Raw genomic sequence first — 13,521 nt, 5'->3', positions numbered from 1 at the left:
AGACGCGGCCCGTAACCCGGGCTCCCATCGAAGAGGCAGAATCCAGCCTCTCGGACGTCGGCCAATCCGTGGCAAACACCGATAACGATCCAAACCGAGCGTAACACCAGACTTCTGCAGCAGCCTGCTAGAGGCCGGGCTTCACGACCACCAGCACGACGATGACGATCATCAGCAGCGTCGGCACCTCGTTGAGCACGCGGTAGAACTTGTGGCCGCGGCTGTTCCGGTCGGCGGCGAAATCCTTGACCATCCGGGCGAGCCAGCCGTGGATGCCGGTCATCGCCAGCACCAGCGCGAACTTCGCCTGAAGCCACCCGGTGACGTAGGCGCCGCTCGTCCAGGCCAGGGTCAGCCCGAGCACCCAGGTGACGATCATCGCCGGGTTCATGATCGCCTTGAGCAGGCGCCGCTCCATCACCTTGAACGTCGCCGCCTGCGCCGCCGAGCCCGGGCCGGGGGGCAAGGACGCGTGGTAGACGAACAGCCGGGGCAGGTAGAGCATCCCGGCCATCCACGCGATCACCGCGACGACGTGGAACGCCTTGATCCAGGGATAGAGGTTGTCGAGCACGGGTCAGGGTTCCGGGTGTGATGTTCGGGCAGGGCGCATGTTTCCGGAATTAGGCCGATAGGGCGCGTTTCTCCCTCTCCCCGCTTGCGGGGAGAGGCCCACAGGCACCTCGTCGTGCCTGTGGGAAGCGGAGGCGAAGCCGCAGCGGCGGTGAGGGGGCGCGAACGAAGAGGCTCCTTCGGCGCAGCCCCCTCACCCTTGGCTGCCGCCTCGCCGCGACGACGACAAGGTCGTCGCGGCCCTCTCCCCGCAGACGGGGCGAGGGGAATGCGCGGCCTCTAGCAGGTGTCCCTCAAGAGGACGGCGAACCGCCCCGCAGCCGCGCCAGCATCTGCTCCACGTGCGCCACCGGCGTCTGCGGGGTGATGCCGTGGCCGAGGTTGAAGATGTGGGGCAGGCCACGGGTGGCGTCGAGCACCGCGTCGACGGCGGCATCGAGCGCCGCGCCGCCCTCGATGAGGGTGTCGGGGTGGACGTTGCCCTGCGTCACCGTCGTCGCCGGCACCCGGTCGCGCAGGGCCTTGAGGTCGATCGACCAGTCGACGCCGACCGCGTCGGCGCCGGTCTCGGGCACCACCCGGGCATGGCCCTCGAGCCCGGCGCCGCGACAGAACACGATGATCTTCGCATCGGGCACCGCCGCGCGGATGCCGGCGATCATCCGGGCGATCGGCCCGAACGACCAGCGGCTCAGGGCGTCCTGCTCGGTCTCCTCGGGGAGCGCGCTGTCGGACACGTCGCCCACCGGCTCGACCAGGGCCGTGCCGGCCGGCAGGGCGGGCGGAAGCGTGCCGGCATGCGACTCGAAGATCTGCACCGCGTCGGCGCCGGCCCGGAGCTGGCGCACGAGGTACTCGGTCTGCACGGTGACCAGGCGGTCGATCAATTCGTCGACCAGGCCCGTGTCGGCTTCGGCGAGGGCGCGGGCGGGCGCGAGGTCCGGGGTGCCCCGTCCCCCGATCATGTAGCTCGCCACCGTCCAGGGGGCCCCGCAGAAGCCCAGGAGCGTGGTCTCGGGCGGCAGCTCCGCCCGCAGGCGCCGCACCGTCTCGAAGACCGGCTCGAGATGGGCGAAGATCGCCGGGTCGCCGGCCTGCCGCAGGCGCTCGAACTCGGCCCGGCCTTCGAGGGGATCGAGGCGTGGCCCCTCGCCCTCGACGAAGCGCACGTCCTGTCCCAGCGCGTGCGGGATCACGAGGATGTCGGAGAACAGGATCGACGCCTCGAAGCCGAAGCGGCGGATCGGCTGCAACGTCACCTCGACGGCGAAGTCCGGGCTGTAGCAGAGGTCGAGGAACGAGCCGGCCTCCGCCCGCGTCGCCCGGTACTCGGGGAGGTAGCGCCCGGCCTGGCGCATCATCCAAGCGGGGGGCGGCGAGATCGCCTCGCCGGCGAGCACCCTGAGGACCTTCCGGTCGGGGCCGCCCTGCACCGTGCCCTGCGTGGCCATCGTGTCCCCCAATGCCGCCTCCCGTTCCGCCCTGTCGGGCTCAGGTCTTGTTGTCGAAGGCCCGTTCGTCCGGTCCTCGTCGAAGCGCGACGAAGGCCGTCCCCAGCCCGGTCTAATCTAAGAGAAGAGAGATTCTAGGACTCTGTTTTTTCTCTTGGAGGCATGAGTCATGGGAGTGCAAGCGTGTCCACAGGCTCTCCCGGGCCCAACGCCGTTAAGCAGGCTTTAACGGATTGCCGCTAATGTCTGCGTTAGGCCAGTCCCGCCAGCGCCTTGCGCGGGCCGACGGCGGTCGTTACGTGCCTGCGTCCCGGATTCTCCCAGGCGCACGGATTCCGACACGCCCGATCGGACACCCTGTTGACGCGGGAGTCGATGGATTTCGCGGACTCCGGCTGGACCGGGCCGGCGGGCCATCCTATCCACACTTATCGACTCCCCTGACGGCCGGCGGTGGATAAGGGAGCCTCCCCCGCTTCCGCGACCGGAGGAGACCGGATGAGCCGCAGCTACTTCCACCTCCACCTCGTCTCGGATTCCACCGGCGAGACCCTGATCAACGTCGGCCGCGCGGCGGCCGCCCAGTACGAGGGCGTCTCGGCGATTGAGCACGTCTACCCGCTGGTGCGCTCCGGGCCGCAGCTCGAACGGGTGATCTCGGAGATCCAGGCGGCGCCGGGACTCGTGCTCTACACCCTCGTCGGCGGGGACCTCGGCGAGCGTCTGGAGACCGCGTGCCGGGAATCGAGCTCGCCCTGCCTCTCGGTGCTGCAGCCGGTGCACAACCTGCTGCAATCCTACCTCGGCACACAGAAGGCGGCCCGGCCCGGGGCGCAGCACACGCTGAACGCGGAGTATTTCAAGCGCATCGACGCGATGAACTTCACGCTCGCCCACGACGACGGCAACCTGCCCGACGACCTCGAGGAGGCCGACGTGATCCTGATCGGGGTCAGCCGCACCTCGAAGACGCCGACCGGGATCTACCTCGCCAACCGCGGCCTCAAGACCACCAACCTGCCGCTCGTGCCCGGCATGCCGCTGCCGCCGGCGCTGGAGCGGGTGCGCAAGGCCCTCGTCGTCGGGCTGATCGCGTCGCCGGAGCGCATCGTCCAGATCCGCCAGAACCGCCTGCTCAGCCTCAACGCCGACGATTCCTCGATGTACGTCGACAAGGACGCGGTCGCTGACGAGATCACCGCCTCGCGCCGCCTGTTCAGCAAGAACCGCTGGCCGACCATCGACGTCACCCGCCGTTCGATCGAGGAGACCGCCGCCGCGATCCTCGACCTGTACCGCGACCACCGGCTGAAGTTCATCGCCGCGTGAGGGGCGTTCTCGGGCAGGCTCGATGATGTCCGCTTCAAGCGGATAGTCCTTGATTATTCTGCGCCTGAGGCCGATCCTTGCCCTGGATTTCGCGTGGGACGATGCGAAACACGAGAAGATCCTGCGGGAGCGTGGGTTCGGTTTCGATTTCGCTGCCGGGATCTTCGACGGCGACACGGTTGAGGACGATCGCCGGGATTACGGAGAGACCCGTATCCGCGCGACCGGCGAGCGGGACGGCTTCGTTCTGACGGTGATCTATACCGATCGCGACGGCGTACGCCGCATCATCTCGGCGCGGTTGTCCAATGCGAAGGAGCGCCGGCAATGGCTCGGGTCACGGCAGACGAGCTTCGGACCCACCGGCCCATGATCGATCGCGAAAAGATGCCGACGACGGAGGCCGACATCCACCGCCACGGGATCGAGGATGGCGAACCGGCGGATGGCGATTTACCCGATGGCGTGCTGGTAGTCCCCTCGGCTCGCCTGCGCCTGCATCTCGGCATGTCGCAGACCGTCTTCGCACAGGCGATCGGCGTGCCGCTCAAGACGGTGCAGAACTGGGAGCAGGGGCGGACGCCGCCCGATCCGGCAGCCCGCACCCTGCTCGCGCTCGTCGCAGCAGACCCGCGCCACGTCCTGGGCCTTCTCGGATGGGCGGAGCGGGACGACGTGCCCGACGACCAGGCGCTCGAAGCTGAGACCGGGACGCAGTCGGCGCGGAAGGATAAGCCGACCGGAAGATGGTTTCAGCGTGATGCAGACCTTCGGCGGGCGAAGATGGCCGCACGGCGTGCGTGACCGAGGCCGGCCCATGTCTGTCCCACAACCCGCACCCGTCGCCATCCGTCCCGTTGACCGGACGCTAACCCCGCCGCGGTAATCCTGCCTTCGGGGCCAGCGTCGCGTATCGGTCCCCTCAAGCCCCGTCGGCCGGCTCGTTCCGGACGGCGGGGTTTTGGGCGTGGTGCCGGCCGGCGCTTGCGGCGTTCCGCCGATCCGTGACACTCCGGCGGGATGCCAACCTCGTCCTTCCCCTCGCCCTCGGTTTGGCGGGGCCCGAGCCCCCTCGTCCTCGCCTCCACCAGCCCGACGCGGCGGATGCTGCTCGAGAGTGCCGGCCTGGTCGTCGAGGCGCGGGCGCCGGGCGTCGACGAGCGCGCGGTCGAGGCCGATTGCACCGGCCAGGATCCCAAGAGTTCCCCCGAGGGGCTGGCCCTGCGGCTCGCCGAGGCGAAGGCTTCCGCGGTGGCGCAGACCTGCCCCGACCGCGTCGTCGTCGGCGCCGACCAGGTGCTCGATGCCGACGGCCGCGTGTTCCACAAGCCCACCAGCCTGGAGGAGGCCCGCGCGCAGATCGGCGAACTCGCCGGCCGCACCCACGCCCTGCATTCCGCCGTCGCGATCGTGCAGGGCGTCCGGGTCGAGAGCTTCGTCGAGACCGCCCGCCTCACCCTGCGCCCGCTCGATCCGGACGCGATCGCGGCCTATGTGGCTCTGGCCGGCGCGGATCGCGTGCGGGCCAGCGTCGGCGGCTACCAGCTCGAAGGGCTCGGCATCCACCTGTTCGACCGGGTCGAGGGCGACCACAGCACCATCCTGGGCCTGCCGCTGCTGCCGCTGCTCGCGCGGCTGCGGGCCTCCGGGCTCCTGACGTTTTAGGAACGCGACATGGCGGGACACGATCACCACGATCATGCCGGGCACGACCACGGTCACGACCATGGCGGCCATAGTCATGCCAGCCACAGCCACGGTGGGCTCGGCCACGTCCACGCCCCGGCGAGCTTCGGACGCGCCTTCGCGATCGGCATCGCGCTCAACACCGCCTTCGTGGTGATCGAAGCCGGCTACGGGTTGGCGGCCAACTCGATGTCGCTGGTGGCCGATGCCGGCCACAACCTATCCGACGTGCTCGGGTTGGTGGCCGCCTGGGTCGCCTCGGTGCTGGTCAAGCGCCGCTCCACCGCGCGCTTCACCTACGGCCTGCGCGGCTCCTCGATCCTGGCCGCCTTGTTCAACGCGGTGTTCCTGCTCGTCGCCACCGGCGCGATCCTGTGGGAGGCGGTCTCGCGCCTGATCCATCCCGAGCCCGTGGCCGGCACGACCGTGATGGTGGTGGCGGGCCTCGGCATCCTGGTGAACGGGGTCACCGCCTGGCTGTTCGCGTCCGGCGCCAAGGGCGACATCAACATCCGCGGCGCCTTCCTGCACATGGCCGCCGACACCGCGGTCTCGGCCGGCGTCGTGCTCGCGGGCCTCGCCATCCTGGCCACCGGCCTCGATTGGATCGACCCCGCCGTCAGCCTCGTCGTAGCCGGCCTGATCGTCTGGGCGACCTGGGGGCTCCTGCGCGACAGCGTGGCGATGTCCCTCGACGCGGTGCCCCCCGGCATCGACCCGGACGCGGTGCGCGCCTACCTCGACGCCCGCCCGGAAGTCTCGGGCCTGCACGACCTCCACATCTGGCCGATGAGCACCACCGAGATCGCGCTGACGGCGCATCTGGTGATGGCCGGCGGCCACCCGGGCAACGGCTTCCTCGTCGAGGTCGCCGAGGCGCTGCGCGCCCGCTTCGGCATCGCCCACGCGACCCTGCAGATCGAGGAGGCCGGCGGCCCGCCCTGCCTCCTCGCGCGGGAGTGCGTGGCGTGAGGCGCGCCTTCGTCGTCGGCCATCCGATCGCGCATTCGCGCTCGCCGCTGATCCACGGGCACTGGCTGCGCGAGCATGGGATCGCCGGCAGCTACGAGCGGATCGCCGTCGCGCCCGACGCCTTCGAGGCGTTCTTTCGCCGGCTTCCGACATCCGGTTTCGTTGGCGGCAACGTCACGATCCCGCACAAGGAGGCGGCCTTCGCGCTCTGCGACGCGCTGAGCCCGCGGGCCCGCGCCATCGGGGCCGTGAACACCTTGGTGGTCGGCGCCGACGGTCGGATCTTCGGCGACAACACCGACGCGCCGGGCTTCACCGCCCACCTCGACCAAAACCTCGGCGCCGGCTGGCCCGAGCGGGCCGGCACCGCCCTGGTGCTCGGGGCGGGCGGGGCGGCCCGCGCCGTCGTCGTCGGCCTGGCCGAGCGCGGCCTCGCGCGCATCGTCGTCGCCAACCGCACCCGCGCGCGGGCGGAGACGGTCGCGGCGCTCGCCCCCGGCATCGCGACCGCGATCGAATGGGACGCGATCCCGGCGCTGATGCCCGAGGCCGGGCTTCTGGTGAACACCACCGCGCTCGGCATGGCCGGCAACCCGCCGCTCGACCTCGACCTCGCTCCGCTGCCGGCCCACGCGGCGGTGGCCGACATCGTCTACGTGCCGCTGGAGACGGGCCTCCTCGCCGCCGCCCGCGCCCGCGGGCTTCCGGCGATCGACGGGCTCGGCATGTTGCTGCACCAGGCGGTGCCGGGCTTCGAGGCCTGGTTCGGCGTGCGCCCGAGGGTGACGGAGGCCCTGCGCGCGGTCGTCGTCGCCGACCTGCCGCGATAGGTCCGCTCCGATGAGCGATACTGTGCGCAAAAAACCGTTCGTGCTCGGGCTCACCGGCTCGATCGGCATGGGGAAATCTGCCACCGCGGCGATGTTCTCCGCACGTGGCGTGCCGGTGCACGACGCCGACGCGGCCGTGCACGCCCTCTACGGGCCGGGCGGCGCCGCGGCTGGGGCGATCGGCGCCGCGTTCCCCGGAACGCTCGCCCCGGACGGCGGCGTCGACCGCGCGCATCTGCGCGACGCAGTGCTCGGGCGCCCGGATGCGCTGGCCCGGCTGGAGGGTCTGGTCCACCCGTTGGTCCGGGCCGTCGGCCACGCCTTCCTCGAACGCCATGCAGGCTCGCCGCTGGTGCTGCTCGATATCCCGCTGCTCTACGAGACCGGCGGCGAGGCCCGGTGCGACGCCGTCCTCGTGGTCACCGCGCCGCCCGAGGTGCAGCGCGCCCGCGTGCTGGCCCGCCCCGGCATGACCGAGGCCGCGTTCGCGGCGATCCTAGCCAAGCAGATGCCGGACGCCGAGAAGCGGGCGCGGGCCGACTACGTGATCGACACGAGCCAGGGCTTTGCCGCCGCCGAGGCCGAGGTGGCGCGGATCGTCGCGCAACTAACCGACGAGGCAGGACATCGCGGTGACCGCCCCAGATCGCAACCGAATTCTAACCCATTCGTGGTAGACGTCCGGTCCGAGGAAAATTAACTTATCACTCTGAAAAAATTGCCTTCGAGTCAGGAGGCGGTGCCGCATGTCGAAACGCCTGGAAGCGATGCGTGCCAAGCCGATGGCCGGCTGGACTGTTTCGGACATCATGGCGCTCTGCGCCGAGTTCGACGTCGTTTGCCATCCCCCACGCGGCGGCGGTTCGCATTATCGGATCGGCCACCGCTCCCAATTTGAAAAGTTGACGATCCCCGCTGCTCGGCCGATCAAGGGATGGTACATCCGCGAACTCGTCCGGTTCATCGACAAGGTCAGAGCCGCGCCATGAGCGAACTCACCTATCCCGTCGTCATTTCCCCGCTGACCCACGATGACGGCGGCGGCTTCGCTGCGACAGTGCCCGATCTCCCAGGCTGCATGTCCGACGGCAAGACCCCCGAGGAAGCTCTGGTGAACGTCCGCGACGCGATCGATGCTTGGATCGCGATGGCTCGCGAATTCGGGCATGCCGTGCCCGCCCCCTCGCGCACTTTGCAGCGGGCCGTCGGCTGAACGGCTCCCGCCGTCCGCGATCGGGGACCGCATCGCGACGCGCGTAATCGGTATGAGCCGCGAGCGATCGCCTGTCGGAGCCGTCCGGTTCCTCCACAGGGCGCGATATTTCATCGGGATCTCGTCGGGACCCGAGGCGGCGTCGCCGGGTTGGCAGCCCAGGGGCCGCCTGCCGTCGCGGCCGGCCCGCGAGAACCCGGAGACCTGCCATGGCCACCAAGCCGAAGACGCTGCACGATGCCTTCTACGAGACCTTGAAGGACGTCTACTACGCCGAGAAGCAGTCGGTGAAGGCGCTCAAGAAGTCGGCCAAGGCCGCCGAGCATGCCGAGCTGAAGCAGGCTTTCGAGACCCACGCCGAGGAGAGCGCCAACCAGGTCGAGCGCCTGACCCAGGTGTTCGAGATGATCGGCAAGCCGGCCCGCGCCAAGACCTGCGAGGCGATGCAGGGCATCACCTCCGAGATGGAGGAGGACCTGGAGGATTTCGGCGACAGCCCCGCCGCCGACGCGGTTCTGGCCGCCTGCGCCCAGGCCGTCGAGCACTACGAGATCGCCCGCTACGGCACCCTGAAGACCTGGGCCGCCCAGCTCGGCTACGCCGACGCGGCCAAGCTCCTCGACGAGACCCTGCGGGAGGAGAAGAAGACCGACGCGCTGCTCTCGGAAATCGCGGAGAGCCTCAACCTCGACGGCACCGAGCCGACGGAGGAGGAGCCTGCCACGAAGAAGTCCGGTCGCAAGGCGGCCTGAACTCGATCCGATGCGATGACGCCGGGCCGGTCTGATCATTCGGTCCGGCGTGTCGCGACGAGGCCGTCACCGGGGTTCGATGATCTCGATAGCGGCCCTACTACGGCTTGGTGTTTGCCGGCTTCCGGCTCAGCCGCTTGTTGAGCGTCCGCAACTCGCTGTCATCACGCGTACACAAATCATGGCTGAACGCCAACTCAAGGTAGGCCGCCTCACTGCGCGTTGCCCGCGCGGAGGACGCTGCTTGCGCCGCGGGACTGTACGCCGCGAACCCCAGCACCAACCCAAGCGCCTTCACTACACGCATGACCAACTCCCGGGGCGAGACGGTTTCGAGGCTTGAGCCGGAATCTTTAACGCTGGTATCGCGCATCTCCGCGGCGGATCGTTCGATCCGGGAGTGGAGCGTGTACCCAGCCCTTGAGCCGGCACGAAAAACACGATATGCGTGATCTGCCCTCCCAAAAAGCGCCACCGCAGCATCCGTGAGCCCCCGGGGCTCCACCAAGACGATGCACGGGTCCGCCGCACCCTTCGCGGCCAGACATCCGGCGCCTTCTCCCGATTGCCAGGCTCCCCGCCTCAACCTTCGCTTTCGTCGGTTCAAGACATCCCATGAACGAACAGTCCGACGTCTCCGCCCTCGCGGACATCCCCGGCTCGAACCTGCCCGGTTCGAATGCGCCGACCGAGGGCGCGCTCGCAGCCTCCGACCTCGACGCCATGCGCGAGGTCAAGCTACAGGACCTCAAGTCCAAGACGCCCACCGACCTGATCGCCTTCGCCGAGGAGGTCGAGGTCGAGAACGCCTCGACCATGCGCAAGGCCGAGCTGATGTTCTCGATCCTGAAGCAGCTCGCGGCCAAGGAGGTCGAGATCATCGGCGCCGGCACCTGTGAGGTGCTGCAGGACGGGTTCGGCTTCCTGCGCTCGTCGGAATCGAATTACCTGCCGGGGCCCGACGACATCTACATCTCGCCCACGCAAATCCGCCGCTTCGGCCTGCGCACCGGCGACACCGTCGAAGGCCCGATCCGGGGACCGAAGGACGGCGAGCGCTACTTCGCGCTGCTGAAGGTCAACACGATCAACTTCGAGAACCCGGAGAAGATCAAGCACAAGGTCCACTTCGACAACCTGACGCCGTTGTTCCCGACCCAGCGCTTCAAGCTGGAGCTCGACGCGCCGCCGAAGAAGGACTTCTCGCCGCGGATCATCGACATCGTCGCCCCGATCGGCAAGGGCCAGCGCGCCCTGATCGTCGCGCCGCCGCGCACCGGCAAGACCGTGCTGATGCAGAACATCGCGCAGTCGATCACCATCAACCACCCGGAGTGCTACCTCATCGTGTTGCTCATCGACGAGCGCCCGGAGGAGGTGACCGACATGATCCGCTCGGTGAAGGGCGAGGTCATCGCCTCGACCTTCGACGAGCCGGCCACCCGCCACGTGCAGGTCGCCGAGATGGTGATCGAGAAGGCCAAGCGCCTGGTCGAGCACGGCCGCGACGTTGTCATCCTGCTGGATTCGATCACCCGTCTGGGCCGCGCCTACAACACCGTGGTGCCCTCGTCGGGCAAGGTGCTCACCGGCGGCGTCGACGCCAACGCCCTGCAGCGCCCGAAGCGCTTCTTCGGCGCGGCCCGAAACATCGAGGAGGGCGGCTCGCTCTCGATCATCGCCACCGCGCTCATCGACACCGGATCGCGCATGGACGAGGTGATCTTCGAGGAGTTCAAGGGCACCGGCAACTCCGAGATCATCCTGGACCGCAAGGTCTCGGACAAGCGCATCTTCCCGGCCATCGACATCACCCGCTCCGGCACTCGCAAGGAAGAGCTGCTGGTTCCGCCGGACGCGCTCAAGAAGACCTACGTGCTGCGCCGCATCCTCAACCCGATGGGCGTCACCGACGCGATCGAGTTCCTCATGGACAAGCTGCGCCAGACCAAGAGCAACGGCGACTTTTTCGACTCGATGAACACCTGACGATTTTTAGGACTCGAACGAGAAAAAGGCCTCGACCGCAGGATCGGGGCCTTTCTCATGACAGCCCGACTGACCGTCGATCCTCCCCGCGACCTCATCCTGAGGTGCGGACGCGAAGCGGGAGCCTCGAAGGAGCCCTCGAGCCGGCCGCGCGATGTCTGGAGACCTCCTTCGAGGCCCGCCGGCGCGGGCACCTCAGGATGAGGTCGCGGGGTGGAGGGCGGAGTGTCGCGGCTACTTCGCCAGTTCGCGGAGCGCGTCGCGGCGATCCTTCATGACGGCGCGGGCGACCGCCATCTGATCCGCGAAATCCGGCGTCTCGAGTGTCAGGTGGTAGCCGTCCGGCGTTTCGACGAGGAAGACCGTGTCTCCCGTCGACACGTTGAGCCGCGCCTGTACCTCCTTTGGAAGGACGACGCCGACGGCGTCGCCGATCTGCGTGAGCTTGAGCGCCACCATCGCGTCTTCCAAACGGGTTGCCGGGGATCGGTCCCTTCGAGAATGGGCGGGACCGTGCGGATGCGCAAACGCGGGACGGGCGGCCGCTACGCCCGCCGCCGCCGCGCCAGCATGTTCAGCCCTTCAACGCCGGCCGAGAACGTCATCGCGGTGTAGATGTAGCCTTTGGGCACGTGCGCCCCGAAGCCTTCGGCGATCAGCGTCATGCCGATCATGATCAGGAAGCCCAGTGCCAGCATCACCACCGTCGGGTTCTTCGCGATGAAGGCCGAGAGCGGCTCGGCGGCCACCAGCATCACGATCACCGCGGTCACGACGGCGATCATCATCACCGGCACGTGCTCGGTCATGCCCACCGCCGTGATGATCGAGTCGATCGAGAAGACGAGGTCGAGGAGCAGGATCTGGCCGATCGCCGCGGCGAAGCCCAGCGTCGCGCCGCCCGTCGCCGTCTCCGGAGCTGGGTCGACGCTGTGATGGATCTCGGTGGTGGCCTTCCACAGCAGGAACAGGCCGCCGGCGAGCAGGATCAGGTCACGCCAGGAGAAGGCGTGGCCGAGCACCGAGAAGACGGGGCTCGTCAGCTGCACGATGAAGGCGACCGTGCCGAGCAGCCCCAGCCGCAGGATTAGGGCGAGCCCGATGCCGATGCGGCGGGCCTTCGCCTGGTGCTCGGGCCGCAGCTTGTTGGTGAGGATCGAGATGAAGATCAGGTTGTCGATCCCGAGCACCACCTCCATCACCACGAGGGTCGCCAGCGCCGCCCACACCGTCGGGTCGGCGGCGAGTTGAACTAGATGGTCCATCGGGCGCCTCGCGTCAGAGCGGCAGGAAGCGGGTGCCGCCGGCTCCCGGCCGGTCGGCCGCATCCGGGGCATAGATCTTCAGGATCTTCGGGAAGACCTTGAAGTGGGCCGGGGTGTGGGTGGTGAGCTCGCCGTCGGTGTTGACGGCCCGCGGCTTCCGCGTGCTCAGCACCACCTCGGTGGTCTGGAAGGCGCGCACGTCCTCGGCCCTGCCGTGGGTGCCGCGGCGGAGCGCCGGCAGCAGGGCGAGCAGGCGCCACCAGTGCTTCACCTCGAGGGAGTAGAAGTCGAGCTTGCCGTCGTCGACGGTCGCGGTTTCCTCCACTGTCATGCCGCCGCCGTAGTGGCGCCCGTTGCCGACCGAGGCCTGGATCGTGGTGACGCGCTCGCGCTTGCCGTCGTGCTCGATCGTCACCGTGAAGGGCCGCACCCGCCGCAGCACCCGGAAGGCGGCGATGGCGTAGCCGACCGTGCCCCACTTCTTCTTCGATTCCGCGGTGAGGCCGCCGGCGAGATCCGCCGAGAAGCCGATGCTGGCCACGTTGAAGAAGTAGTGCCCGTTGACCCAGCCGAGGTCGACCGGCTGCGGCGCGGCCTGCGTGATCAGCTCCGCGGCGGCCACCGGATCGAGCGGCAGTCCGAGGGAGCGGGCGAGGTCGTTGGCGGTGCCCAGCGGCAGGATGCCGAGCGGCAGGCCGGTCTCGACGAGGGCGGGCGCCGCCGCATTCATGGTGCCGTCGCCGCCGCCGAGGATCACGAGGTCGACGTCCTGCGCGTGCCGCCGGATCACCGCGCAGCAATCGCGCTCGGGCTCCGGCTCGACCAGCGTGAGGCCGCCCGCGCGCAACGCCTCGCGCACGGCATCGATCGCGGAGCCGCCGTTGCGGGCCTTCGGGTTGCACAGGAGCAGCGCCCGGCGCGGACGCGACGCCCCCGACGACTCGGCCTCCGCGCTCGTCGGCGAACCTCCGGCGGAGGACCGGCTCAACGGATCGGACAAGGGCGGTAACCTCTTCGGCGCGTTCGCCGCCACCCGCGAGGCGCGGGGGCGACGGCGTGGCAGAGATCCGACATCGCGGTCGACGCCTCGACCGCCAGAGGGGCCCGGACCCGGAATACGGCCTAGGTGGCGTACCGTTCCGGCGATCTCAACCCCGTTGCCCCCGCAATTCTGAACTTGCCGGGACCGCAGATCCGGTTTCGCGTGTCCCGAGCGCTATCGGCCGGCTCCAATGCGCTTCGGAGCAGAGCCGCACGGAACCGGGCGCCCACCGGTTCGCGTTAACCTCGGCCGTCGTAGAACGCGTCGCCCCCCGCCCGGCCACCCTCCGGTGATCCCATGTGCCCTGATCCCTCACGCGTCGGCGGCCTGCGTTCCGCGCTCGCGCTCGGCTTGATCCTCGCCGCCGGGGCGGCCCGGGCCGAGCCGCGTCCGGGCTGGGTCGACCCGCCGGCGAAGGC

At 69.3% G+C, this 13,521-nt stretch carries 17 protein-coding genes; 11 read left to right on the top strand and 6 right to left on the bottom strand.

Annotated features, from left to right (window positions below; translation table 11 throughout):
* Positions 1-127: 127 nt before the first annotated feature.
* Both hemJ and FV229_RS20490 read right to left on the bottom strand, forming a co-directional pair.
* Complete coding sequence (gene hemJ, locus FV229_RS20495) at positions 128-574, bottom strand: protoporphyrinogen oxidase HemJ (protein WP_147753726.1); 447 nt, start codon at positions 572-574, stop codon at positions 128-130.
* Positions 575-866: 292 nt separating this feature from the next.
* Positions 867-2,024: a uroporphyrinogen decarboxylase gene (locus FV229_RS20490; protein ID WP_147753730.1), complete on the bottom strand. Its 1,158-nt coding sequence runs from the start codon at positions 2,022-2,024 to the stop codon at positions 867-869.
* Positions 2,025-2,522: 498 nt separating this feature from the next.
* Here FV229_RS20490 and FV229_RS20485 point away from each other — a divergent pair, with 498 nt between their 5' ends.
* From FV229_RS20485 to FV229_RS20440, 10 genes are all read left to right on the top strand, one after another.
* Positions 2,523-3,353: a pyruvate, water dikinase regulatory protein gene (locus FV229_RS20485; protein WP_147753725.1), complete on the top strand. Its 831-nt coding sequence runs from the start codon at positions 2,523-2,525 to the stop codon at positions 3,351-3,353.
* 49 nt (positions 3,354-3,402) lie between these two features.
* The gene (locus FV229_RS20480) at positions 3,403-3,726 is read left to right on the top strand and encodes a BrnT family toxin (protein ID WP_238272659.1); all 324 of its coding nucleotides are present in this window, start codon (positions 3,403-3,405) and stop codon (positions 3,724-3,726) included.
* Positions 3,723-4,157, top strand: coding sequence for a helix-turn-helix domain-containing protein (locus FV229_RS20475; RefSeq protein ID WP_246688267.1), 435 nt, complete (start codon positions 3,723-3,725; stop codon positions 4,155-4,157). Before FV229_RS20480 ends, FV229_RS20475 begins: the two co-directional genes overlap by 4 nt.
* A gap of 216 nt (positions 4,158-4,373) precedes the next feature.
* Positions 4,374-5,018, top strand: coding sequence for a Maf family nucleotide pyrophosphatase (locus FV229_RS20470; protein ID WP_147753723.1), 645 nt, complete (start codon positions 4,374-4,376; stop codon positions 5,016-5,018).
* Positions 5,019-5,027: 9 nt separating this feature from the next.
* On the top strand, positions 5,028-6,011 hold the full coding sequence (locus FV229_RS20465; RefSeq protein WP_147753722.1) for a cation diffusion facilitator family transporter: 984 nt from the start codon (positions 5,028-5,030) through the stop codon (positions 6,009-6,011).
* Positions 5,999-6,841: a shikimate dehydrogenase gene (locus FV229_RS20460; protein WP_147753721.1), complete on the top strand. Its 843-nt coding sequence runs from the start codon at positions 5,999-6,001 to the stop codon at positions 6,839-6,841. The genes FV229_RS20465 and FV229_RS20460 overlap by 13 nt, the downstream gene beginning before the upstream one ends.
* A gap of 10 nt (positions 6,842-6,851) precedes the next feature.
* The gene (gene coaE, locus FV229_RS20455; RefSeq protein WP_147753720.1) at positions 6,852-7,541 is read left to right on the top strand and encodes a dephospho-CoA kinase; all 690 of its coding nucleotides are present in this window, start codon (positions 6,852-6,854) and stop codon (positions 7,539-7,541) included.
* 46 nt (positions 7,542-7,587) lie between these two features.
* Positions 7,588-7,830, top strand: a complete 243-nt coding sequence (locus tag FV229_RS20450) for a type II toxin-antitoxin system HicA family toxin (RefSeq protein ID WP_147753719.1) — start codon at positions 7,588-7,590, stop codon at positions 7,828-7,830.
* Complete coding sequence (locus FV229_RS20445; protein ID WP_147753718.1) at positions 7,827-8,054, top strand: type II toxin-antitoxin system HicB family antitoxin; 228 nt, start codon at positions 7,827-7,829, stop codon at positions 8,052-8,054. The genes FV229_RS20450 and FV229_RS20445 overlap by 4 nt, the downstream gene beginning before the upstream one ends.
* Positions 8,055-8,263: 209 nt before the next feature.
* On the top strand, positions 8,264-8,806 hold the full coding sequence (locus FV229_RS20440) for a ferritin-like domain-containing protein (protein ID WP_147753717.1): 543 nt from the start codon (positions 8,264-8,266) through the stop codon (positions 8,804-8,806).
* A gap of 100 nt (positions 8,807-8,906) precedes the next feature.
* Here the strand turns inward: FV229_RS20440 and FV229_RS20435 are convergent, their stop codons facing one another.
* On the bottom strand, positions 8,907-9,179 hold the full coding sequence (locus FV229_RS20435) for a hypothetical protein (RefSeq protein ID WP_147753716.1): 273 nt from the start codon (positions 9,177-9,179) through the stop codon (positions 8,907-8,909).
* Between the two features lie 242 nt (positions 9,180-9,421).
* On the opposite strand from FV229_RS20435, the gene rho reads away from it, so the two are divergent.
* The gene (gene rho, locus FV229_RS20430; RefSeq protein ID WP_187275223.1) at positions 9,422-10,795 is read left to right on the top strand and encodes a transcription termination factor Rho; all 1,374 of its coding nucleotides are present in this window, start codon (positions 9,422-9,424) and stop codon (positions 10,793-10,795) included.
* Between the two features lie 234 nt (positions 10,796-11,029).
* Here the strand turns inward: rho and FV229_RS20420 are convergent, their stop codons facing one another.
* The 3 genes from FV229_RS20420 to FV229_RS20410 all read right to left on the bottom strand — a co-directional run bounded on the left by FV229_RS20420 (position 11,030) and on the right by FV229_RS20410 (position 13,048).
* Complete coding sequence (locus FV229_RS20420) at positions 11,030-11,254, bottom strand: AbrB/MazE/SpoVT family DNA-binding domain-containing protein (protein WP_147753714.1); 225 nt, start codon at positions 11,252-11,254, stop codon at positions 11,030-11,032.
* An 86-nt stretch (positions 11,255-11,340) separates the two neighbouring features.
* Positions 11,341-12,060 (bottom strand): TerC family protein, encoded by a 720-nt coding sequence (locus FV229_RS20415; protein ID WP_147753713.1) that lies wholly within the window; start codon positions 12,058-12,060, stop codon positions 11,341-11,343.
* Between the two features lie 13 nt (positions 12,061-12,073).
* Positions 12,074-13,048 carry a lipid kinase gene (locus FV229_RS20410; RefSeq protein ID WP_147753727.1) on the bottom strand — a complete coding sequence of 325 codons (975 nt, stop codon included), beginning with the start codon at positions 13,046-13,048 and terminating at the stop codon, positions 12,074-12,076.
* Positions 13,049-13,521: the final 473 nt, after the last annotated feature.

The organism is Methylobacterium sp. WL120, from assembly GCF_008039465.1.
In the GTDB taxonomy this organism is placed as follows: Bacteria; Pseudomonadota; Alphaproteobacteria; order Rhizobiales; family Beijerinckiaceae; genus Methylobacterium; species Methylobacterium cerastii.
Note: the sequence above shows the minus strand (reverse complement) of the source record. Positions and strands in the feature narration are given on the sequence as shown.

Bases quoted from the DNA above. Each gene is read 5' to 3' on its own strand.
- FV229_RS20450 (WP_147753719.1), top strand. From the start codon at position 7,588: ATGTCGAAACGCCTGGAAGCGATGCGTGCCAAGCCGATGGCCGGCTGG.
- FV229_RS20445 (WP_147753718.1), top strand. From the start codon at position 7,827: ATGAGCGAACTCACCTATCCCGTCGTCATTTCCCCGCTGACCCACGAT.
- FV229_RS20440 (WP_147753717.1), top strand. From the start codon at position 8,264: ATGGCCACCAAGCCGAAGACGCTGCACGATGCCTTCTACGAGACCTTG.
- coaE (WP_147753720.1), top strand. From the start codon at position 6,852: ATGAGCGATACTGTGCGCAAAAAACCGTTCGTGCTCGGGCTCACCGGC.
- FV229_RS20475 (WP_246688267.1), top strand. From the start codon at position 3,723: ATGATCGATCGCGAAAAGATGCCGACGACGGAGGCCGACATCCACCGC.
- FV229_RS20465 (WP_147753722.1), top strand. From the start codon at position 5,028: ATGGCGGGACACGATCACCACGATCATGCCGGGCACGACCACGGTCAC.
- rho (WP_187275223.1), top strand. From the start codon at position 9,422: ATGAACGAACAGTCCGACGTCTCCGCCCTCGCGGACATCCCCGGCTCG.
- FV229_RS20415 (WP_147753713.1), bottom strand. From the start codon at position 12,060: ATGGACCATCTAGTTCAACTCGCCGCCGACCCGACGGTGTGGGCGGCG.
- FV229_RS20470 (WP_147753723.1), top strand. From the start codon at position 4,374: ATGCCAACCTCGTCCTTCCCCTCGCCCTCGGTTTGGCGGGGCCCGAGC.
- FV229_RS20435 (WP_147753716.1), bottom strand. From the start codon at position 9,179: ATGCGCGATACCAGCGTTAAAGATTCCGGCTCAAGCCTCGAAACCGTC.
- FV229_RS20485 (WP_147753725.1), top strand. From the start codon at position 2,523: ATGAGCCGCAGCTACTTCCACCTCCACCTCGTCTCGGATTCCACCGGC.
- FV229_RS20490 (WP_147753730.1), bottom strand. From the start codon at position 2,024: ATGGCCACGCAGGGCACGGTGCAGGGCGGCCCCGACCGGAAGGTCCTC.
- FV229_RS20420 (WP_147753714.1), bottom strand. From the start codon at position 11,254: ATGGTGGCGCTCAAGCTCACGCAGATCGGCGACGCCGTCGGCGTCGTC.